The 19812-nt window shown below is 73.8% G+C and carries 18 protein-coding genes and 1 pseudogene; 5 read left to right on the top strand and 14 right to left on the bottom strand.

The features are described from left to right. Positions 1–147 precede the first annotated feature (147 nt). Complete coding sequence (locus RKD23_RS30625) at positions 148–504, top strand: DUF1844 domain-containing protein (RefSeq protein WP_424856639.1); 357 nt, start codon at positions 148–150, stop codon at positions 502–504. Between the two features lies 1 nt (position 505). On the opposite strand, the gene RKD23_RS30620 is transcribed toward RKD23_RS30625, so the two are convergent. The 4 genes from RKD23_RS30620 to RKD23_RS30605 are packed head-to-tail and all read right to left on the bottom strand — an operon-like array spanning position 506 to position 3747. Then, entirely contained in the window at positions 506–1234 is a 729-nt protein-coding gene (locus RKD23_RS30620) for an SseB family protein (RefSeq protein ID WP_424856638.1), read from the bottom strand. After that, positions 1231–1635, bottom strand: coding sequence for a hypothetical protein (locus RKD23_RS30615; protein ID WP_424856637.1), 405 nt, complete (start codon positions 1633–1635; stop codon positions 1231–1233). Before RKD23_RS30615 ends, RKD23_RS30620 begins: the two co-directional genes overlap by 4 nt. Positions 1636–1687: 52 nt before the next feature. Beyond that, a complete protein-coding gene (gene mycP / locus RKD23_RS30610; RefSeq protein WP_424856636.1) occupies positions 1688–2857 on the bottom strand; it encodes a type VII secretion-associated serine protease mycosin in 1170 nt (389 codons plus the stop codon). Further along, positions 2854–3747 (bottom strand): hypothetical protein, encoded by an 894-nt coding sequence (locus tag RKD23_RS30605; RefSeq protein WP_424856635.1) that lies wholly within the window; start codon positions 3745–3747, stop codon positions 2854–2856. Before RKD23_RS30605 ends, mycP begins: the two co-directional genes overlap by 4 nt. A gap of 1085 nt (positions 3748–4832) precedes the next feature. Here RKD23_RS30605 and RKD23_RS30600 point away from each other — a divergent pair. After that, positions 4833–6035 (top strand): amino acid deaminase/aldolase, encoded by a 1203-nt coding sequence (locus RKD23_RS30600; protein ID WP_424856634.1) that lies wholly within the window; start codon positions 4833–4835, stop codon positions 6033–6035. 6 nt (positions 6036–6041) lie between these two features. Here RKD23_RS30600 and RKD23_RS30595 read toward each other — a convergent pair whose 3' ends face one another. From RKD23_RS30595 to RKD23_RS30580, 4 genes are read right to left on the bottom strand one after another with little or no spacing between them, the layout of a single operon-like run. Beyond that, positions 6042–6947, bottom strand: a complete 906-nt coding sequence (locus tag RKD23_RS30595) for a DUF2510 domain-containing protein (RefSeq protein ID WP_424858374.1) — start codon at positions 6945–6947, stop codon at positions 6042–6044. Between the two features lie 41 nt (positions 6948–6988). Continuing rightward, the gene (locus tag RKD23_RS30590; protein WP_424856633.1) at positions 6989–7780 is read right to left on the bottom strand and encodes a 3-oxoacyl-ACP reductase; all 792 of its coding nucleotides are present in this window, start codon (positions 7778–7780) and stop codon (positions 6989–6991) included. Next, on the bottom strand, positions 7777–9144 hold the full coding sequence (locus tag RKD23_RS30585) for an aldehyde dehydrogenase family protein (protein ID WP_424856632.1): 1368 nt from the start codon (positions 9142–9144) through the stop codon (positions 7777–7779). The genes RKD23_RS30590 and RKD23_RS30585 overlap by 4 nt, the downstream gene beginning before the upstream one ends. A 9-nt stretch (positions 9145–9153) precedes the next feature. Continuing rightward, a complete protein-coding gene (locus tag RKD23_RS30580) occupies positions 9154–10512 on the bottom strand; it encodes a glutamine synthetase family protein (RefSeq protein WP_424856631.1) in 1359 nt (452 codons plus the stop codon). Between the two features lie 86 nt (positions 10513–10598). Between RKD23_RS30580 and RKD23_RS30575 the strand changes: the two genes are divergently transcribed. Beyond that, positions 10599–11330 (top strand): FadR/GntR family transcriptional regulator, encoded by a 732-nt coding sequence (locus tag RKD23_RS30575; protein WP_424856630.1) that lies wholly within the window; start codon positions 10599–10601, stop codon positions 11328–11330. 51 nt (positions 11331–11381) lie between these two features. Then, positions 11382–12071: a gamma-glutamyl-gamma-aminobutyrate hydrolase family protein gene (locus tag RKD23_RS30570; protein ID WP_424856629.1), complete on the top strand. Its 690-nt coding sequence runs from the start codon at positions 11382–11384 to the stop codon at positions 12069–12071. Here RKD23_RS30570 and RKD23_RS30565 read toward each other — a convergent pair. Then, positions 12049–13009, bottom strand: a pseudogene (locus tag RKD23_RS30565) (aminoglycoside phosphotransferase family protein). The gene RKD23_RS30570 and the pseudogene RKD23_RS30565 overlap by 23 nt on opposite strands. Before the next feature lie 59 nt (positions 13010–13068). Next, complete coding sequence (locus RKD23_RS30560) at positions 13069–14004, bottom strand: LysR family transcriptional regulator (protein WP_424856628.1); 936 nt, start codon at positions 14002–14004, stop codon at positions 13069–13071. 71 nt (positions 14005–14075) lie between these two features. Here RKD23_RS30560 and RKD23_RS30555 point away from each other — a divergent pair, with 71 nt between their 5' ends. Continuing rightward, on the top strand, positions 14076–15239 hold the full coding sequence (locus RKD23_RS30555) for a TDT family transporter (protein ID WP_424856627.1): 1164 nt from the start codon (positions 14076–14078) through the stop codon (positions 15237–15239). Here RKD23_RS30555 and RKD23_RS30550 read toward each other — a convergent pair. From RKD23_RS30550 to RKD23_RS30535, 4 genes are all read right to left on the bottom strand, one after another. Beyond that, positions 15166–15885 carry a helical backbone metal receptor gene (locus RKD23_RS30550; protein WP_424856626.1) on the bottom strand — a complete coding sequence of 240 codons (720 nt, stop codon included), beginning with the start codon at positions 15883–15885 and terminating at the stop codon, positions 15166–15168. The genes RKD23_RS30555 and RKD23_RS30550 overlap by 74 nt on opposite strands. After that, positions 15882–16454, bottom strand: coding sequence for a helix-turn-helix domain-containing protein (locus RKD23_RS30545; protein ID WP_404042910.1), 573 nt, complete (start codon positions 16452–16454; stop codon positions 15882–15884). Before RKD23_RS30545 ends, RKD23_RS30550 begins: the two co-directional genes overlap by 4 nt. Before the next feature lie 428 nt (positions 16455–16882). Continuing rightward, positions 16883–18688 (bottom strand): ABC transporter permease/substrate binding protein, encoded by a 1806-nt coding sequence (locus RKD23_RS30540; protein ID WP_424856625.1) that lies wholly within the window; start codon positions 18686–18688, stop codon positions 16883–16885. Then, positions 18681–19757 carry a quaternary amine ABC transporter ATP-binding protein gene (locus RKD23_RS30535; RefSeq protein WP_424856624.1) on the bottom strand — a complete coding sequence of 359 codons (1077 nt, stop codon included), beginning with the start codon at positions 19755–19757 and terminating at the stop codon, positions 18681–18683. Before RKD23_RS30535 ends, RKD23_RS30540 begins: the two co-directional genes overlap by 8 nt. Between the last annotated feature and the right edge of the window lie 55 nt (positions 19758–19812).

The following is a 19812-nucleotide window of genomic DNA, read 5'->3' as shown; positions in this document are numbered from 1 at the left end:
CCCGCCGTCCCGGAGGACGGTCAGGTGGGAGATCGGAGCCTCCACTTGTGGGCTGCACACGTCAGTGTCCAGCCGGTCGTTACACAAGGTTAGCAGCAACCCGGGGGCGGTGCGAACCGGGCTCCGCCGGGGCCTATCGTGAGAGGCATGAGTGAGACCTCTCCAGACACGCCCGCCTACGACGAGATGACCCGCGACATCGCGGAGGTGCCGGCCGTCGAGGTGATCGTGACGGTCGCCGTCAACCTGATGAGCGCCGCCGCGGTGAAGCTCGGCCTGACCGAGGAGGGCGACAAGTACAAGGACCTGGACGAGGCCCGCAAGCTGGTCACCGCCCTCGCCGGCCTGCTCGACGCGAGCACGACCGAGATCAGCTCCTTCCACGCCGCCCCGCTGCGCGACGGCCTGAAGTCGCTCCAGCTCGCCTTCCGCGAGGCGTCCCTGGTCCCGGACGAGCCGGGCCAGGGCCCGGGCGAGAAGTACACCGGCCCGGTGTACGGCTAGATCACGCGCGTACGAAGAGGGGCTCGCCGGGTGGCGTGGCCTCGGCCGGCAGCACTGCCAGGTCGAGACCGCGCACCAGGCGGGCCCTCAGTGTTTCGTCGGCGGCGAGACGCCGGGCCACCGCGCGGGCGGCGTCGGCGGGGGCCGCGGCCGGGTCGAGGACCAGGGCGAGGGTGCCGTCGGCCTGCCCGGGGCCGAGGTGGGCGCGCAGCACGGCCGGCTCGCCCGCGACAGCGGCGCGTACGGCCTCCACGACCGCCGGATCGGTCAGCGGGTCGGCGCTGGTGCGTCCCTCCGCGAGGGCCAGCAGCAGCGGCCGGGTCAGCTCGAACGGCACCGGCCCCGCCAGGTCCAGCACCACCGTGTCGGCCTTCTCGTGCGCGGCCGCCTGCAGCGCCTGGTGCAGCGGTACGGCCACGGGGCGCGCCTCGGCGTCCCAGCGGGCCAGCGACTCGGTCGAGGTGAAGGCGGGCAGCGCGGTGCGGGGGCCGGCCTTCAGGGTGGGGACGGCCATGTCGCTGGTCTTCTCGCGGCGCAGGCCGTTCTCGTCCTCCTCGACCTCGCCGAGCACGGCGACGACGGGCACGAGGAGTCTGGCGCCCTTGAGGGCCTCCAGCACGGGGGCGACGGCCGTGCGGTCCTCGGCCCAGGTCGCGAGGGCCGCGCTCAGCCGGGGGTCGGCCGAGCCGTCGTCGTCGCCGAAGCCGGGGTCGGGGATGTTCTTGTTCACGTGTCCGACCCTATCGGGGGCAGGAGCCTGCTGAAGCCCGCCTGCCAGGCGTGCAGGGTGAGCGTGGCCCCGCCGAGGTACGCGGCCTTCTCGCGGAGTGCGTCCACGACGGCCGGGTCCGGGCTGCCGTAGACGTCCATGGACCGCATGCGGACGAGTGCGCCGAACGCCCGGAACCTCGGTCCGCCGACGCGCAGGTGGAGGTCCAGCGACGCCGAGTCGGGGTGGACGGCCAGCACGCTCATGGTGGACTCGGTGTCGTCGACGAAGAAGTGGTAGGCGATCAGCCGCGGCTCGCGCGCCCGGACGAAGCCGGCCAGTTCGCGCATCCCGTCGCGGACGTCGGCGAGCCTGCCGTCGAGGATGTCCGAGCGGTCGAGGTAGAAGAGGGGTTCCGCCATGGCGACGGAAGGTAGCGCCGCCCCTCCCGCGGCGGGCGGAGCGACGCGCGGGTCAGTGGGTCTCCCTGCGGCCCCGCCACAGGACCACGGCCATCACCAGCAGGACTCCGCCCACGCTGCCTGCCAAGGGGCCCGCCCAGTCCGCGGGGCCGTCGTCGGGCTCGGGGTCGTCGGGGCCGTCGCCGAAGTACTTCTCGCCGTACGCCGTCGAGTGCAGGCCGCCCGCCTTCAGGTGGTCGGCGGCCCTGATGGCGGCGGCCGGGTCGATGAAGCCGTAGCCGCGGGAGTCGTCGCGGCCGCTGTCCGGGGCGTTGCGGGCGGTGTCCTCCAGGAGTTTCTTGATCTGGGCCGGGGTGAGGCCGGGGTGGGCCGACCTGACCAGCGCGACGGCTCCGGAGACGAAGGCGGCGGCGGCGCTGGTGCCCCAGCCCTGGTAGTACTTCCGGTCGGGGTCGGCGATGACGACGTCGACGCCGGGGGCGCTGACGGTGGCGTACCAGCGGCGGGTCGAGAAGGACGCGCGCGTGCCGAACTTGTCGACGGCCGTGGCGGCGATGACGCCCGGGTAGGCGGCCGGGTAGGAGATGTGGTCGCCCTTCTCGCCGCCGTTGCCCGCGGAGGCGACGACGACCGCGCCCTTGCCGAGCGCGTACTGGACGGCCTCGTCCTCGGCGGGCTCGGGGTGGGCGGACTTGGAGTCGTCACCGAGGGAGAGGTTGATGACGTCGGCGCCGTGGTCGGCGGCCCAGCGGATGCCGTCGGCGAGGGCGTTGCCGCGGGTCTTGCGGGCCTTGGCGCGGGCGGGGTCGCCGTCCTCCAGGATCACCCGGACCGGCAGGATCTTGGCGCCGGGGGCGACGCCCAGGACGCCGTCGCCGCCGCTGGGGCCGTGTCCGTGGCCGGCGATGATGCCGGCCATCGCGGTGCCGTGCCGGGCCCAGGCGCGGTCGCCCTTGCCTGCGCCGAAGCCGACCATGTCCTTGGCCTTGAGGATGCTGCCGACGAGGTCGGGGTGGCTGGCGTCGACGCCCGTGTCGAGGACGGCGACGGTGACGCCCTCGCCCTTGGTGGTCTGCCAGACCTCGTCGGTGTGCAGGGCTTCGAGGGCCCACTGCTGGGCGCGTATGGCGTCGGCGTGCGCGACGGTGGGCGGCACGAGGGCGAGCGAGGCGGCGAGGAGGCTGCCGAGGAGCGCGGTCCTGGCGGTCGTACGGCGGGTCATGACGGCTGCTCCGTGGCCGTGGCGGCGTGTCTGCGCAGGGCGCGCTCGATGCGGTCGGCGAGGCCCTGGGCCTCGTGGCCGAGGCCGGCCTGCGCGGGGTCGGCCGTGGCTTCGGCGCGGGTGGCGTCGGCGGCGGGCTGGGGCTCGTCGACCGTGCGGGCGTCGGCCCAGCCGGAGACGGCGTAGACGACGACGGGGGCGTCGGTGAGCACCGAAACGGTCCAGGAGGCGCGCTGTCGCGGGCCGAAGTCCTCGGCGAGGGTGCCCTTCGCCGCGTAGGGGCGGGGCATCAGGTCGGTGCGCTCGGCCAGGCCCTCGCTGTCGAACTGCCGGTCCAGGGAGCGCATGGCGGGCGCGTCGGCCTTGGTGAACAGCAGGCCGACGGTGGTGACGTGGCTGCGGGTGGCGTCGGTGTAGGTGGCGCGCAGCAGGCGTTCGCAGCCGACCGGGGCGAGGGCCTTGCGCAGCAGCGGGTCGAAGGCGTCGGCGCAGCCGGTGTCCGGGGCGACGGCGATCCGGGTCCAGGTGCGGTCGGCTCCGCCGGGGCCCGCCCCGGTGCCCTGCACGGTGGGCGGGAAGAGCTGGTCGACCGGCACGTTGTGCCACAGCTCGCCGGCGGCGGTGAAGGCGCTGCGTTCGCGTTCCTCGGCGGACTCGCCGACGAGCCAACTCCCCGTCACCGCGCCGCCGATGAGTCCCACGCCGAGGACGACACAGGCGGCCGCCGCGGCGGTGCGCGCCCGGCTGCGACGGGCCCGGGCCCGTTCCTCGTACGACTCCGGCATCTCCGGCTGTCCGAAGGACACGACGGGCCGTCCGGCGGGGTCGCCCCAGGCGAAGGGCGCGTCGGGGTCGGGGCCGGGGTCGTGGGGGTGTGCGGTGGGGGGCATCGGTGGCGGGAGGTCGGGGGCCTGGCGAGGCTTCGCCGCATCGGCGGCAGCCGGTTCGGCCGGGACGGGGCGCAGACGAGTGGTGGTCTCCTCGGGCGTCTCCCCCGGGCCCTGCGGAGGAACGTCCGGGAAGCGGGCCGAGGCGGCGGGCGGCGGCGGAGCGACCCGCGTCCGCCCGGCCGATATGCCCCCCAGACTGGGAAACCGCGGCCCCTCGGCGCCGCGTTCCCCGGCAGGCACCGCCAAGGTGCCCTCACGGGTCTGGGGGTGCGCTGCGGAGACGTCCCCGGCCGGGGTACCCGGTGCCGTCCAGCCACGGTTCGCGGCGGAGACACCGGATTCCGCGCGGGCACGGTTCACCGGGGGGCGGCCGGGGGGCGGGGCGGTGCCGCGATCCGGGGCGGAGGGGGTGAGTGCCGCGGTGCCCTGACGGGAGTCCCCGCTTCGGTCCACGGCCGGGCCGGAGGCCGACGCGGCGCTGCGGTCCGGGGCCGAGGGGGCGGGAGCAGCCGCGCCCTGGCGTGGGCCGCCGAAGACGCCGTCCCCAGTTCGGCCAGCGGCCGGACCGGAGGCCGTCGCAGTGCTGCGGTCCGAGGCCGACGGGGCGGGAACCGCCGTGCCCTGACGGGAGCCACCGAAGACGCCGTCCCCGCCTCGGTCCGCGGCCGGACCGGAGGCCGACGCGGCGCTGCGGTCCGGGGCCGAGGGGGCGGGAACCGCCGTGCGCGGCCGAGGGCCGCCGAAGGGGGTGTTCACGGGCGGGGCCGAGGGTGTCGGGTGTGGGTGTTCGCGTTCGCCACGGGTGGGGGGTGTGGGTGGAGCGGGGGGTTCCGGGGGTGGGGGCGGGGTGGTGGGCTTGGGAGGGGCCGTGGGACGTGGGGGAACCGGGGCGCGCTGCGCTTCGGTGCTCATGCACCCCCCGTTCCCTCGTGCCGTGCCGGCGTTTCCTCGTGCGTACCGGTGCCCGTACGTGCGCGTCACTCTACGGCTTGCCGGGGCCCGAGGGGGAACCGGTCCACGAGCCGGAGGCATCTGCCCGGATCGTCCCCCTACCCTGCGGTAATCCTGTCTGGCAGGCTGCGTTCATGACTGCGCGCGCCGCCGACCGGGCCCGTTACGACCGGGCCACCGCCCATCTCGACGCCCCCGTCGCGATCGTGGATCTGGAGGCCTTCGACGCCAACGCGGACGACCTCGTCCGCCGCGCGGCCGGCAAGCCGATCCGGGTCGCCAGCAAGTCCGTACGCTGCCGGGCCCTGCTGGAACGGGTCCTGGCCAGGGACGGCTTCGCGGGGATCATGTCGTACACGCTCGCCGAGTCGCTGTGGCTGGCCCGCTCCGGGTTCGACGACGTGCTGCTGGCCTACCCGTCGGCCGACCGGGCCGGTTTCGCCGAACTGGCCGCCGACCCGAAGCTGGCCGCCGCGGTGACCGTCATGGTCGACGACCCGGCGCAGCTCGACCTGATCGACGCGGCGCGCTCCGGCGGGCGTGAAGTGGTCCGGGTCTGCCTGGAGTTGGACACGTCACTGCGCCTGCTCGGCGGGCGCGTGCGCGTCGGCGCCCTGCGCTCCCCGTGCCACTCCCCCGCCCAACTCGCCGACCTGGCCCGCGCGGTGACCCGGCGCCCCGGTTTCGAGGTCGTCGGGATCATGGCGTACGAGGGTCATGTCGCGGGCGTCGGCGACGCGGTGGCCGGCCGGCCGCTGAGGTCGCGGGCGATCCGGCTGATGCAGGCCACCGCGCGCCAGGAGCTGGCCGAGCGGCGGGCGGCCGCGGTACGGGCGGTGCGCGCGGTGGTGCCGGGCCTGGAGTTCGTCAACGGCGGCGGCACCGGCAGTGTGCAGCACACCGCCGCGGAGGACGCGGTCACCGAGATCGCGGCCGGGTCGGGTCTGTATGTGCCGCGGTTGTTCGACAACTACACGTCCTTCAGCGGACGTCCGGCCGCTCTGTTCGCCCAGCCGGTCGTGCGCCGGCCGGGGGTGGGAGTGGTGACCGTGCTCGGGGGTGGCTATCCGGCCTCCGGTGCGGCCGGGCCCGACCGGCTGCCGGTGCCCTACCTGCCCGAAGGGCTGCGGTACGACCCCCAGGAGGGGCCCGGCGAGGTGCAGACGCCGCTGCTGGGCTCACCGGCGGACGATCTGCTGATCGGCGACAAGGTGTGGTTCCGGCACGCGAAGGCGGGCGAGCTGTGCGAGCGGTTCGAGACGCTGCATCTGGTGGAGGGCGACCGGGTGACGGCGACCGTGCCGACGTATCGAGGTGAGGGGCGCACCTTCCTCTAGCGCGTCTCAGTCGGTGGGGCCCACACTGCTGCCCACGCCCCCGCCCGTGTCCGCGTCGCCGACGGGCCGGATGCCGTCGGTGATCAGGTCCATGTCGCCGAGGGGCGGGCCGTCGTCGCCGGCGTCGAAGACGAAGCGGACGACGACCGGCGAGCCGATGCCGACGGTCGAGGGGAAGGCCAGCGACTGCACGTAGCCGCCGGGTCCCTCGGCCGTGTGCACGCGCCAGCGCACGTAGTAGCCGGCGCGCCCGGCCACCGCGACCTGTCCGGCCGCGACCTGCCGGTGGGAGGTGATGCCGCCGAAGGGCCGCCGGTCCAGCCGGTTGCGGCCGTAGGCCTCCTCGGCAGCGTCCGCTATGTCGGCCTTGGCGAGGGCCTCGGGCGTCTCGCCGTCCGAGCTGACCGTGCGTGAGCTGACCTGGCCGTGCAGGCATCTGCCCCAGTCGCCGGGGCAGTCGTAGGTGCCGTCCGTGGTCATCACGACGGAGTGGTCGGTGACGTACTCCGGCAGGACCCAGCCCGCGGGCAGCGGGAAGGTGATGCCGTTGAGCTCGTCCACGACGACGGACGGGTCCTCCTCCTCGACCGGGTCGGGCTCCTCGGTCGTCGGGGAGGGCGGAGCGGCCGTGTAGTACGTGGTCGGTGAGGGGTCTGCCGGAGTGTCGACGTCGTCGCTGCCGCCGCTGAGCACGATCGCGCCGGTGGTGATCGCGGCGACCAGGACCGCCCCGGCCACGGTCAGCGCGACCGCCTTGGCGCGCCCCGAGCCACCGCCGGCGGGCACGGGGACGGGCACCGGCGGCCCCGCCGTCTCGGGGGCGCGCCGGTGCTCGGTCCAGGCCGTGCCGTCCCACCAGCGCTCCAGATGCGGGGCGTGCGGGTCGGGGTACCAGCCGGGCGGTGGTGTCATGCTCACAGCGGCACTCTAGGCGAACGGGCTGGGGCGGGGGCCTACAGCGGGGTGACGTAGGCCCCCGAGATACCGCCGTCGACGAGGAAGTCGGTGGCGTTGACGAAGGAGGAGTCGTCGCTGGCCAGGAAGGCCACCGCGGCGGCGATCTCCTCGGCCTCGGCGAACCGGCCGAGCGGGATGTGCACCAGGCGGCGCGCGGCCCGCTCGGGGTCCTTGGCGAACAGCTCCTGGAGGAGGGGCGTGTTGACCGGGCCGGGGCACAGGGCGTTCACCCGGATGCCCTCGCGGGCGAACTGCACGCCCAGTTCGCGGGACATGGCGAGCACGCCGCCCTTGGAGGCGGTGTAGGAGATCTGCGAGGTGGCCGCGCCCATCCGCGCCACGAAGGACGCCGTGTTGATGATGGAGCCCTTGCCCTGGCGCCGCATGTAGGGCAGCGCGGCCTTGCAGCACAGGTAGACGGAGGTGAGGTTGACCTCCTGGACGCGCTTCCAGGCTTCCAGGCCCGTCTCCAGGATCGAGTCGTCGTCGGGCGGGGAGATGCCGGCGTTGTTGAAGGCGATGTCGACGCTGCCGTAGGTGTCGTACGCCGCCTTGAACAGCGCCTCGACCTGCTCGGGGTCGGTGACGTCGACCTTGACGAACAGCCCGCCGACCTCCTCGGCGGCCGCCTTGCCGCGGGCCTCGTCGACGTCGCCGCAGACGACGTGGGCACCCTCGGAGGCGAGACGGCGGGCGGTGGCGAGTCCGATGCCGCTGCCGGCTCCGGTGATGACGGCGGTACGGCCGACCAGGCGGCGGCAGACGGTCTCTTCGGTCGATGAGGTCACTGTGCGGGGCCCTCCGTGCTGATGAAGACGTTCTTGGTCTCGGTGAAGGCGGTCAGGGCGTCCGGGCCCAGCTCGCGTCCGACGCCGGACTGCTTGAAGCCGCCGAACGGGGTCCAGTAGCGGACGCTGGAGTGGGAGTTGACGGACAGGTTGCCGGCCCGGACGGCCCCGGCGACCCGCAGGGCGCGGCCGATGTCCCGGGTCCAGAGCGAGCCGGACAGGCCGTACGGGGTGTCGTTGGCGAGGCGGATCGCGTCCTCCTCGTCGGTGAACGGCAGCAGGACGGCGACGGGGCCGAAGATCTCCTCGCGGGCGGCGAGGGAGTCGGGGCGCTCGCCGGTGAGCACGGTCGGCGGGAACCAGAACCCGGGCCCGTCGGGCGCGCTGCCGCGCAGGCCGGGGGCGTCGTCGGGCACGAACGACCGTACGCGGTCCAGCTGTTGCCGGGAGATCAGCGGGCCCATCTGCGTCTTCTCGTCGGCCGGATCGCCTACGACGACGGCGGCGAGGGCGTCGGCGAGCAGCTCGCGCACCTCGTCGTGGACGGACTCCTGGACGAGGATGCGGGTGCGGGCGCAGCAGTCCTGGCCGGAGTTGTCGAGGAAGGAGAAGGGGTCGACGGCGGCCTTCAGGTCGGCGTCGGCGAAGACGATGTTGGGGCTCTTGCCGCCGAGTTCGAGCGTGACGCGCTTGAGCTGGGCCGCGCCCTTCGCCCACACCTGTTTGCCCACGGCCGTTGACCCCGTGAAGACGATCTTCGCGACGCCGGGGTGCTCGACGAGGGCGTTCCCGGTGACGGGTCCGTGGCCGGGCAGCACCTGGAACAGGCCCTCCGGCAGTCCGGCCTCCAGAGCCAGTTCGGCCAGGCGCAGGGCGGTCAGCGGGGTCGTCTCGGCGGGCTTGAGGAGCACCGCGTTGCCGGCCGCCAGGGCCGGGGCGGTCCCCCAGGCGGCGATCGGCATCGGGAAGTTCCAGGGCGCGATGACGCCCACCACGCCGAGCGGTTCGAGGATCGTGACGTCCAGGCCGCCCGCGACCGGGATCTGCCGGCCCGTCAGCCGCTCCACTCCCCCGGCCGCGTAGTCCAGCAGGTCACGGACGTTGCCCGCCTCCCAGCGGGCGTTGCCGAGGGTGTGCCCGGCCTCGCGGACCTCCAGCTGGGCCAGTTCCTCGAGGTGTTCGTCGACGACCGCGGCGAACCGGCGCAGCAGCCGGGCCCGGTCGCCGGGGGCGAGCGCGGCCCACGCCGACTGTGCGCGCGTGGCCCGTACGACGGCCCGGTCCACGTCGGCCGCGTCGGCGGCGGGCACGGTCGCGAGGACTTCTTCGGTGGCCGGGTTCAGTACCTGGAGCTGCTCGGACAAGTCGGTGCCTCACATGCGTTCGAAGGAGCGGCGCAGCTCCCAGTCGGTGACCGCGGCGTCGAAGGCCTCCAGCTCGACGCGCGCCATGTTGCGGTAGTGCGCGACGACCTCGTCGCCGAAGGCGGCCCGGGCGATGGGGCTGTTCTCCCAGAGCTCGGCGGCCTCGCGCAGGGTGGTGGGGACGTGCTCGTAGCCGGCGGTGTAGGCGTTGCCCGCACAGGGCTCGGGCAGCTCCAGCTTGTGCTCGACGCCGTACAGCCCCGCCGCGACGAGTCCGGCGACGGCGAGGTGCGGGTTGACGTCGCCGCCGGGCAGGCGGTTCTCGAAGCGCAGGGAGCGGCCGTGGCCGACGACCCTGAGCGCGCAGGTGCGGTTGTCGTGGCCCCAGGCGACGGCGGTGGGGGCGAAGGAGCCGGGCTGGAAGCGCTTGTACGAGTTGATGTTGGGCGCGTAGAGGAGGGAGAAGTCGCGCAGGGCGGCGAGCTGCCCGGCGAGGAAGTGGCGCATGACGTCGGACATGCCGTCGGGCCCGGCCATCACATTGGTGCCGTCGGCGTCGGTGAGCGAGAGGTGGATGTGGCAGGAGTTGCCCTCGCGCTCGTTGTACTTGGCCATGAAGGTGATCGACACGCCCTCCTGCGCGGCGATCTCCTTGGCGCCGGTCTTGTACAGGGCGTGCTGGTCGCAGGTGACGAGGGCCTCGTCGTAGCGGAAGGCGATCTCGTGCTGGCCGGGGTTGCACTCGCCCTTGGCGGACTCGACGGTGAGGCCGGCCCCGGCCATGTCGTTGCGCAGCCGGCGAAGGAGGGGTTCGATGCGGCCGGTGCCGAGGATGGAGTAGTCGACGTTGTACTGGTTGGCGGGGGTCAGGCCGCGGTAGTTCGCGTCCCAGGCCGCCTCGTAGGTGTCCTTGAAGACGATGAACTCCAGCTCGGTGCCGACCTGGGCGGTCCAGCCGTGCTCGGCGAGCCGCTCCAGCTGGCGGCGCAGGATCTGCCGCGGCGCGGCGGCCACCGGGGTGCCGTCCTCCCAGGCGAGGTCGGCGATCAGCAGGGCCGTGCCGGGGTGCCAGGGGATGCGGCGCAGGGTGGCGAGGTCCGGGTGGAAGGCGAAGTCTCCGTAGCCGCGCTCCCAGGAGGACATGGCGTAGCCGTCGACGGTGTTCATGTCGGTGTCCACGGCGAGGAGGTAGTTGCACCCCTCGGTGCCGTGGTGGAGGACCTCGTCGAGGAAGAAACGCGCGGCGAACCGCTTGCCCTGGAGCCGTCCTTGCATGTCGGGGAAGGCCAGGACGACGGTGTCGATCTCACCGCCGGCGACGAGGGCGTGCAGTTCCTCGATGCCGAGCGGCGGTGTGCGGTCTGCCACGGGAAAGCCTCCTTAAGGCTTCTTCGGTCAGCCGGGAGCCATAAGGTATTGCTGAGAACCATTGCTTGGGAAGGGGGCACGGCGAGATGGCGGAAGAGGCGGCCGACGCGGGTGACCGGCTGACGCCGGTGCTGCGCCCCGTCCGGGCGGGCAACGGCTTCGAGGAGGCCCTGGAGCAGATCCTCCAGGTCGTCCGGCTCGGGCTGGTCCCCGACGGGGGCCGGTTGCCGGCGGAGCGGGAGCTGGCGGAGCGGCTGGGGATCAGCCGGGTGACGCTGCGGGAGGTGCTCAAGGTGCTTCAGGAGCAGGGGCTGGTGGAGTCCCGGCGGGGGCGGTACGGCGGAACGTTCGTGCTGTCGCGCACGGCGAGCCCGGGTGAGGACGAGCTGCGCAGGCGGGTGGCCGGGGTCGACGTGGAGGACGTGCTGCGTTTCCGGGAGGTGCTGGAGGTGGGCGCGGCGGGGCTGTGCGCGGCGCACGGGCTGACGGACGAGCAGGGCGGGCGGCTGCGCGAGGCGCTGGAGCGCACGCAGGACGCGCCGCTCGACGACTACCGGCGCGCGGACACCCTCCTGCACCTCACCCTGGCCGAACTGTCCGGTTCCGCCACGCTCACCGCCCAGTACGCGGCCGTACGGGCCACGGTGAACGACCTGCTCGACTGCATCCCGCTGCTGGTGCGCAACCTGGAGCACTCCCAGCGCCAGCACACCGCTCTGGTGGAGGCGGTCCTCGACGGGGACGCGGACGGGGCGCGGGAGATCATGCGGGAGCACTGCGCGGGCACGGCGGCGCTGCTGCGGGGTTTCCTGACCTGACGGCCCCGGGATAAAGGTATGCGGACAGTCCATTGAGGCGCGGGAGGGCACATGGCGGACAGGCCGCTCATCGGGATCAGCACGTATCTGGAGTCCAGTGCGCGCTGGGGCGTGTGGGATCTGGCGGCGGCGCTGGTCCCGGCCGGGTATCCCCGGATGGTCCAGCAGGCGGGCGGGCTCGCCGCGATGCTGCCCCCGGACGCGCCGGAGCATGCACCCGAGGCCGTCGCCCGCCTCGACGGGCTGGTGATCGCGGGTGGGCCGGACGTCGACCCGGCCCGCTACGGCGCCGAGCGCGACCCGCGCACGGGCCCGCCCGCGCACGCCCGTGACACCTGGGAACTCGCCCTGATCGACGCCGCCCTGGCCGCCGGCACTCCCCTGCTGGGCATCTGCCGCGGCATGCAGCTGCTGAACATCGCCGTCGGCGGCACCCTCGTCCAGCACCTCGACGGCCACACCGAGGCCCCCGGGGTCTTCGGCCGGCACCCGGTCAAGCCGGTCCCGGGCACGCGGTACGCCGCGATCGTCGCCGAGGAGACCGCCGTACCGACCTATCACCACCAGGCGCTGGACCGTCTCGGCACCGGTCTTGTCCCCTGCGCGCACGCCGCCGACGGCACCGTGGAGGCGGTCGAGCTGCCGGGTCCGCACTGGGTGCTCGGGGTGCAGTGGCACCCGGAGATGGGCGAGGACCCGCGGGTGATGCGGGCCCTGGTCACAGCGGCAGCCGCGTCCTGAGCCACTCCAGGGCGGCCTCGCCCTGCGCCCGCTGGAAGGCGCGCAGGGTGGGGATGCCGGGCGGCGGGGGGCAGCAGGGAGTGCCGCAGGAAGTAGCCGGCGAGGGCCGCGAGCGCGGCGGTGACGGCGTCCGGGTCGGCGCCCGCGCCCAGCTCGTGGCGGGTGAACACCTCCTGCGGGTCCGGGCCTCCTTGCCCGCGCACGCACGGCAGCATGACCAGCAGGTCGAACCAGGGCGCGGCGCGCACGACGTGCGGCCAGTCGACGAAGACGACCCGGCCGTCCTCGGTCAGCAGCATGTTGTCGGCGCGCAGATCGCCATGGGCGAGCGTGTCACCGGCGACGGCCTGCGCCCAGGGTCCGGCCAGCTCGGCCAGCCGGTCCAGCCGGGCGGCGGTCCAGGCGCCCAGCCGGTCCGCCACCTCGCCCTCGGCGCCGTCGCGCAGGTCCTGCCAGCCGGCGAAGTTGCGGGCGAGCGCCTCGGCGGCGGGCCGGGCGTCCAGGGGACACGGGGTGAGCGCGCGGGCCAGCCGGGCCACGGCGTCCAGCACCCCGCGCAACTCCGCCGCCCGCCAGGGCACGTGCGGCTGCCGCCCGGCCACGTCCTCGAAGACCAGAGCGACCCAGGTGCCGTCGTCGTACGCCCCCAGCAGCCGCGGCGCGGGCACCTGCGGCGGGAGCGCGGCGGCGTTGCGGGCCTCGGCTCGGTGCATGGCCGGGCTGTACGGGTTGGACTCGGAGCTGACGGCCTTCACAAAAGCCCGCCGCCCACCGGCCGTCCGCACCCGCGCGGCCACACCGGGCGAGAACCCGCCGGACTGGGTGACGGCCTCCACGACCGGCCCGCCGGTCATCTCCGCGACGGCGTCCCGCACGACGTCGGGAAGCGCCTGCCACGGGAGCCGGGAGCCGGAGGCGGGTGGGGCGGTGGTGGTCATGGGGGCCATGGTGCCGGGCCCGCGCCCAGGGAAGCCAAGCGTTTTCGCGCGAAGGGGCCCTACCCCCGCGTCAGCGACAGCAGGTCCCGCGCCGGCCCCGTGGGCCGGTGTCCCGTCGGCCACACCGCGCGCAGGGAGCGTTCCAGGGTGACGCCGTCCAGGGGCACGCGGACGAGGCGGCGCATGGCGAGTTCCTCGCCGACGGCGAGCTCGGAGAGGACGGCGGGGCCCGCGCCGCCCACCGCGGCCGCCTTCACGGCGGTGGTGGAGGACAGCTCGATCAGGGGGCGGGCGAGGCCACCGAGGGCGGCGTCGAGGACCTGCCGGGTGCCGGAGCCCTCCTCGCGCAGGATCAGGGGCGTGGCGGCGAGTTCGTCCGCCGCCAGGGGGCGTCGGCGGCGGGCCCAGGGGTGGCCCGGTGCGGTGACGACGATCAGGTGGTCATGGGCTATGACGGCCGCGTCCAGGCCCGCGGGGACCGACAGGCCCTCGACGAAGCCGAGGTCGGCCTCGTCGGCGAGCAGCCGTTCGGCGACCGCGGCGGAGTTGCCCGCGAGCAGGGACACGGCCGTGTCCGGCCGCTGGGCGCGCAGCGCGAGCAGCCAGCCCGGCAGCAGATACTCGGCGATGGTCATGCTGGCGGCGACCCGCAGCCGCGAGTCGCGCCGGTCCCGCAGCGCCTGCGTGCCCGCGTCGAAGGCCTCCGCCGCCTCCACCACCCGGCGCGCCCAGTCGGTCACCAGCGCGCCCGCGTCCGTGAGCCGGGAGCCGCGCGGTGAACGGTCGACCAGAGCCACGCCCAACTGACGTTCCATGGAGCGGATGCGGCTGCTCGCGGCGGGCTGGGTGATGCCGACCTCGCGGGCCGCCGCACCCAGGCTGCCCAGCCGGGCGACGGCCAGCAGCAGCTCCAGCGCCCCCAGATCCGGCACCCGGTGCGCGAGCGAACCGCCGCCCGGCCGTATGTCCCCGTCCCGCCCATCCACGCTGCTCATAACCCCACCTTATGTCCTCATAGAGACATAGTCCCTGGTGGTGGCCCCGGGGCGGGGAGATCCTGGGGATCATGGTCACCGCCGCCCAGCCGCTCTCCGCCCCGCCCGCCGACCCCCGCCGTCCCCGCGCCGCCGCCGTCCGCCACCTCGGGCCCAACTGGTACGCCACCGTCATGGGGACCGCCATCGTCGCCACCGCCGGCACCGCGCTGCCGGTCCATCTCCCCGGCCTGCGCCCGCTGTGCGCGGCCGTCTGGGCGCTCTCCCTGGCGATGCTGCTGGTGCTGCTCGGCGGGCGCGCCCAGCACTGGCGCCACCACCGCGACCAGGCCCGCGCGCATCTGCTGGACCCGGCGACGGCTCCGTTCTACGGCTGTGTGGCGATGGCCCTGCTGTCGGTCGGTGGTGGCGCGCTGGCGGTCGGGCGGGACTGGATCGGGCCGCGGGCCGCGCTCGCGCTGGACGTCGTGCTGTTCACCGCCGGTACGGCCACCGCGCTGGCCGCGGCCGTGACGGTCCCGTACCTGATGGCCGTACGGCACCGGGTGACGCCGGAGCAGGCCACGCCCGTGTGGCTGCTGCCGCTGGTGGCGCCGATGGTGTCCGCGGCGCAGGGGCCGCTGCTGGTGCCGCATCTGCCGCCGGGGCAGGCCCGGGCGACGCTGCTGCTGGGCTGTTTCGCGCTGTTCGGGCTGAGCCTGCTGGCCACGCTGGTGATGCTGCCGCTGGTGTTCACCCGCCTGATCACCCGTGGCCCGCTGCCGCTCGCGCTGACCCCCACGCTGTTCCTGGTGCTCGGCCCGCTGGGCCAGTCCACCACCGCCGCGGGCAACTTCGCCGGTGTAGCGCCGGGCGTGCTGCCCGCCCCGTACGCCGACGGGTTCGGCATCCTCGCCGTCCTGCACGGCGTCCCGGTGATGGGTTTCGCGCTGCTGTGGCTGGGGCTCGCCACGGTGCACGTGGTGCGGGCCCGGCGGCACGGCATGGGCTTCGCGATGACCTGGTGGGCCTTCACCTTCCCGGTGGGCACCTGCGTCACCGGCACCGCGTCCCTGGCCCGGCACACGGGACTGCTCGCCTACGACGCCCTGGCGGTCGCCCTGTACGCCGTGCTGCTGACCGCTGTCGCGCTCGCGGCCTTCGGGACCGTACGGGGTCTGGTCAGCGGAGCGCTGCTCGCAGGGCCGCGCCCAGCACCCGCGGCGCCTCGGCCAGTGACGGCCCGTACCACGTGAGGTGCCGGCCGTCGACGAGCGCGCACGGCAGCCCGGGGAACGCCTCGGGGCCGTCGTCGGCGGTGAAGCGGTAGGGCTCGTCGGGCAGGACGACCAGGTCGGGCGCGGCGGCCGTCAGCTCCTCCAGCGGGACGCGCGGATAGCGCTCGGCGTGCCCCGCGTACAGGTGGTCGACACCGAGGCGGGCCAGCACGTCACCGGCGAAGGTGTCGCGGCCCAGCACCATCCAGGGCCGCCGCCAGATCGGCACCACGGCGGTCGTACGACGGGACAGGCCGACCGGCGCCGCCCAGGCGGCCTCCGCCTCGTCCAGCCAGCGCGGCCGGGCCGCGGCGCCGCAGGCGTGCAGCACCCGCTCCAGCTCGGCGAACGCCTGCGGCACGTCCCGCACCTCGGTGACCAGCACCTCCACGCCCGCCTCGCGCAGGGCGTCCAGGTCGGGCGTGCGGTTCTCCTCCTCGTTGGCGACCACCAGGTCGGGGCCGAGGGCGAGGATCTTCTCGACCTTCGGGTTCTTGGTGCCACCGACGCGGGCGACCTCCAGGCCCGCCGGACGGACGCACCAGTCGGTCGCGCCGACCAGCACACCGGGCAGTGACTCGGCCACGGCCTCCGTCAGCGACGGCACCAGGGAGACGACCCTCACCTGGGGCCTTGCCGGTCCTCGAAGGCGTCGATGTGCTCCGCGACGGCGACCACGAGGACGCGGGTCTCCGGCACGGTGGCGCGCCAGCGGTGGCGGACTCCGCCGGTCAGGTAGAGGGTGTCGCCGCGGCCCAGGCGGTAGGCGCGGCCCTCCGCCTCGATCTCGACGCCGCCGTCGGCGACGTACATCAACTGGTCGTTGCGGTACTGGAACTCACGGCCCGTCTCATGGCCGCCGGTGAACTCCGAGGCGTGCATCTGATGGTGGCCGCGCACCAGGGAGCGCATCAGCGGCTCGGGCCCCGGATCGGGGTCCTCGGCGCGCACGACGTCGACGCTGCACGCCGGATCGGCGGCGGCGAGCAGCTCGACGGCCGTGGTGCGCAGGGCGTCGGCGACCTTCTCCAGGGAGCTGGTGCTGGGCCGCGCCCGGTCGTTCTCGATCTGGCTCAGGAAGGGCACCGACAGGCCGCTGCGCTCGGCCACGACGGCGAGGGTGAGCTCCAGCGCACGGCGGCGGCGCCGCACGGCCGCGCCCACGCGCAGAGGCTGCTCTTTGTGGTCGCCCATCGCTCCGGCTCCCTCCTTCGCTCGTCGGTCGGGTCAGGGACGCGCTGCTTGCGGTGCATTCTCTTGGGTTCTCTGCACCCTACGCATGTTCGGCAAACCGTTGCAGGCGGCCGTCACATCGACGACACATTGTCTGAGGTCCGACCTCATACTTCACGCCAGCCCACAGGCATCGTTCCGGGTTCAATGCACCGGCGTCTCCGTCTGTTCCCGAGTTCCCGAAGGAGGCCCGTCTCGAACTCCGGGCCGCTCGGGAGCCGTTCACAGGCCCGTGCGTGGCTCTGCGTGGTTGGCCGGATTCTTACGGTGGCCGTCGCGGGGCGAAGAGGAGGGGCGGACCGCCGTACGAAGGGGAAGTCGTACGGTGGCCCGCCCCTCTGTCCGGCGGCCGGGTCCGTCAGGTCACCCGGCCGCCCGTTCATGGGGGGTCAGGACGCCCGGTCGGCGTCCCCGGCGACCGGTGCCCACTGGTCCACCAGTGCGGGGTTGTCCTGCAGCCAGTCGCGCACGGCCTGCTGCTCCTGGCCCTTGCCGGCCTTCTGGATCCGCGACTCCAGATCCGTGAGCTGCCGCTCGGTCATCGAGAAGTCCTTCAGCCAGCGGCCGACCTCGGGGTTGTCGGCGGCGAAGCCGTCGCGGGCCAGCGTGTGCACGCCGTCGCCCGCGCCCCAGGCGCCCTTGGGGTCCTTCAGCTTCTTCAGGTCGTAGTCGCTGTACGCCCAGTGCGGCGACCACAGCGTGACGACGACCGGCTCCTTCTTGGCGTACGCCCGCTTCAGCTGGGCCAGCATCGCCGGGGTGGAGCCGTCGACGACGTCGTAGGAGCCCTCGAGCCCGTACTCCTTCAGCACCTTGTCCTTGAGCAGGCCCATCATTCCGGCGCTGGGCTCGATGCCGACGATCTTGCCGTCGAAGTCGGCGGCGTGCCGCTTCAGGTCGGCGAGCGTGTTGACGTCCTTCATGTACGACGGGACGGACAGCTCCAGGGAGGTGGGGCCGTACCACTTACCGAGGTCGTCGAGCTGCTTGCCGTACTTCTTCCAGTACTCGGCGTGGGTGACCGGCAGCCAGGAGTCCGTCTGGAAGTCGATCTGGCCCGTGGCCAGGCCCGTGTACAGCGGCCCGGCGGCGTACTGGGTGGTGGTGACCTCGAAGCCGCGGCGCTCCAGCAGCTCCTTCCACAGGTAGGTTGAGGCGATGCCCTCGTCCCACGGGATGTAGCCGATCTTGACCTCGCGGCCCTTGCCGACGTCCGTGGCGGAGGCCTCGGCGGTGCCGGCGTTCGACCCGAAGACGTTCATGCCGCCGGCCACCAGGGCGAGGACGACGACGCCGATCACCGCGACGGTGGGGCGCAGCCGGTAGGTCAGGGGGGTGCGGCGGACCTTCGCGGCGGCGCGGCGGCCCAGCGGGGACAGCTGCGTGCCCAGCGCGCCGGTGACGCGGTCCAGGTAGATCGCGAGGACGACGATGCCGAGGCCCGCCTCGAAGCCGAGGCCGATGTCGAGCTGGCCGATGGCCTCGTTGACGGCGCCGCCGAGGCCGCCGGTGCCGACCATGCCGGCGATGACGACCATCGACAGGCCCAGCATGATCACCTGGTTGACGCCCGCCATGATCGTCGGCAGGGCGAGCGGCAGCTGGACCCGCAGGAGCGTGTCACGGGGCGTGGTGCCGAAGGCCTCGGCCGCCTCCACCAGCTCCGCGTCGACCTGGCGGATGCCGAGCTCGGTCATCCGCACGCCCGGGGCGAGCGCGAAGATCAGGGTGGCGACGACACCGGCGGGCACGCCCATGCCGAAGAACAGGATCGCCGGGATCAGCAGCACCATCGACGGCATCGTCTGGAGCAGGTCCAGGACGGGCCGCACGGCCGCGCTGACGGCCTTGGAGCGGGCCGCCCAGATGCCCAGCGGGATGGAGATCACCAGGGCGATCACGGTGGCGACCAGCACCAGGGACAGCGTCGACATCGCCTTGTCCCAAAGGTCGAGCGAGTCGATCAGCGCGAACCCCGCGAAGGACAGCACCCCCGCGGCCAGGCCCCGCAGCCACCAGGCGAGCACCGCGAGGATGCCCGCAAGCAGCAGCGGCTGGGGCGCGGTCAGGACGGCGTCGATGCCGTCGTACATGCCCTCGACGACCGTCTTGACGGCGTCGAAGAGCCAGGACAGATGCGTGACGAGCCAGTCGACACCGGAGTCGACCCAGTCACCGAGCTGAAGCCTAGGCACGGGCGGCCACCTTCCCGTCCGGGTTGTCGCAGGGCGCGGGGTCGGCGCTCTCGTCGCCGAGGAAGGCGAGCAGCCGCTGCCGCGGCACCACACCGATGACGTGGTTCGCCTCGTCCACCACCGACACGCGGTGCGACAGACGGGCGCTGATCGCGCAGAGCTCCGCGAACGGCGTCTCGCGGGTGGCGGTCTCACAGCCGCACGCGGGGGCCTCGCCGGTCACCGAGGTGTCCATCACCGCGCCCGCGGTCAGCACGCGGGAGCGGTCGACGTCCTTGATGAAGGAGGCGACGTAGTCGTTCGCCGGGCGCAGCAGGATGTCCTCGGCGGTGCCGTTCTGCACGATGCGGCCGTCGCGCATGACGGCGATACGGTCGCCCAGGCGCATGGCCTCGTTGAGGTCGTGGGTGATGAAGACGATGGTCTTCTTCAGGGTGCGCTGGAGGGTGAGCAGCTGGTCCTGCATGTCACGGCGGATCAGCGGGTCCAGCGCGCTGAAGGACTCGTCCATCAGCAGCAGGTCGGCGTCGGTGGCCAGCGCGCGGGCCAGGCCCACCCGCTGCTGCATGCCGCCGGACAGCTCGTCCGGCCAGGACTTCTCCCAGCCGGCGAGGCCGCACAGTTCGAGGGCCTCGGCGGCGCGCTTCTCGCGCTCCGCGCGGGGCACCCCCTGCACGGCGAGGCCGTAGGCGGCGTTGTCCAGGACGCTGCGGTGCGGAAACAGCGCGAAGTGCTGGAAGACCATGCTGATCTTCTTCGAGCGGACCTCGCGCAGCTCACGTGCGCCGAGCGCGGTCAGGTCCTGGCCGTCGAAGCGGACCTGCCCGGCGGTCGGCTCCAGCAGGCCGTTGAGCATCCGCAGCAGGGTGGACTTGCCGGAGCCGGACAGGCCCATGACGACGAAGATCCGGCCCTTGTCCACCGTGAAGGAGGCGTCGATCACGGCTGCGGTGGTGCCGTCTGCGCGCAGTTCCTCCCGGTCGGCTCCCTTGCGGAGCCGCTCGACCGCCTCGTCCTGTCGTCTGCCGAACACCTTGTAGAGATGATCGGCCTCTAGCCTGGCTGACACGCGAACCTCTTGTCTCGGGGGCAATGGAAACGGAGCGAGCGGCCGCCTGAGGGGG

The organism is Streptomyces sp. SAI-170 (assembly GCF_049739565.1).
In the GTDB taxonomy this organism is placed as follows: Bacteria; Actinomycetota; Actinomycetes; order Streptomycetales; family Streptomycetaceae; genus Streptomyces.
This window is presented reverse-complemented; position numbering and strand designations above follow the sequence as displayed.

Bases quoted from the DNA above. Each gene is read 5' to 3' on its own strand.
- RKD23_RS30625 (WP_424856639.1), top strand. From the start codon at position 148: ATGAGTGAGACCTCTCCAGACACGCCCGCCTACGACGAGATGACCCGC.
- RKD23_RS30615 (WP_424856637.1), bottom strand. From the start codon at position 1,635: ATGGCGGAACCCCTCTTCTACCTCGACCGCTCGGACATCCTCGACGGC.
- mycP (WP_424856636.1), bottom strand. From the start codon at position 2,857: ATGACCCGCCGTACGACCGCCAGGACCGCGCTCCTCGGCAGCCTCCTC.
- RKD23_RS30605 (WP_424856635.1), bottom strand. From the start codon at position 3,747: ATGCCCCCCACCGCACACCCCCACGACCCCGGCCCCGACCCCGACGCG.
- RKD23_RS30600 (WP_424856634.1), top strand. From the start codon at position 4,833: ATGACTGCGCGCGCCGCCGACCGGGCCCGTTACGACCGGGCCACCGCC.
- RKD23_RS30595 (WP_424858374.1), bottom strand. From the start codon at position 6,947: ATGACACCACCGCCCGGCTGGTACCCCGACCCGCACGCCCCGCATCTG.
- RKD23_RS30575 (WP_424856630.1), top strand. From the start codon at position 10,599: ATGGCGGAAGAGGCGGCCGACGCGGGTGACCGGCTGACGCCGGTGCTG.
- RKD23_RS30570 (WP_424856629.1), top strand. From the start codon at position 11,382: ATGGCGGACAGGCCGCTCATCGGGATCAGCACGTATCTGGAGTCCAGT.
- RKD23_RS30560 (WP_424856628.1), bottom strand. From the start codon at position 14,004: ATGAGCAGCGTGGATGGGCGGGACGGGGACATACGGCCGGGCGGCGGT.
- RKD23_RS30555 (WP_424856627.1), top strand. From the start codon at position 14,076: ATGGTCACCGCCGCCCAGCCGCTCTCCGCCCCGCCCGCCGACCCCCGC.
- RKD23_RS30545 (WP_404042910.1), bottom strand. From the start codon at position 16,454: ATGGGCGACCACAAAGAGCAGCCTCTGCGCGTGGGCGCGGCCGTGCGG.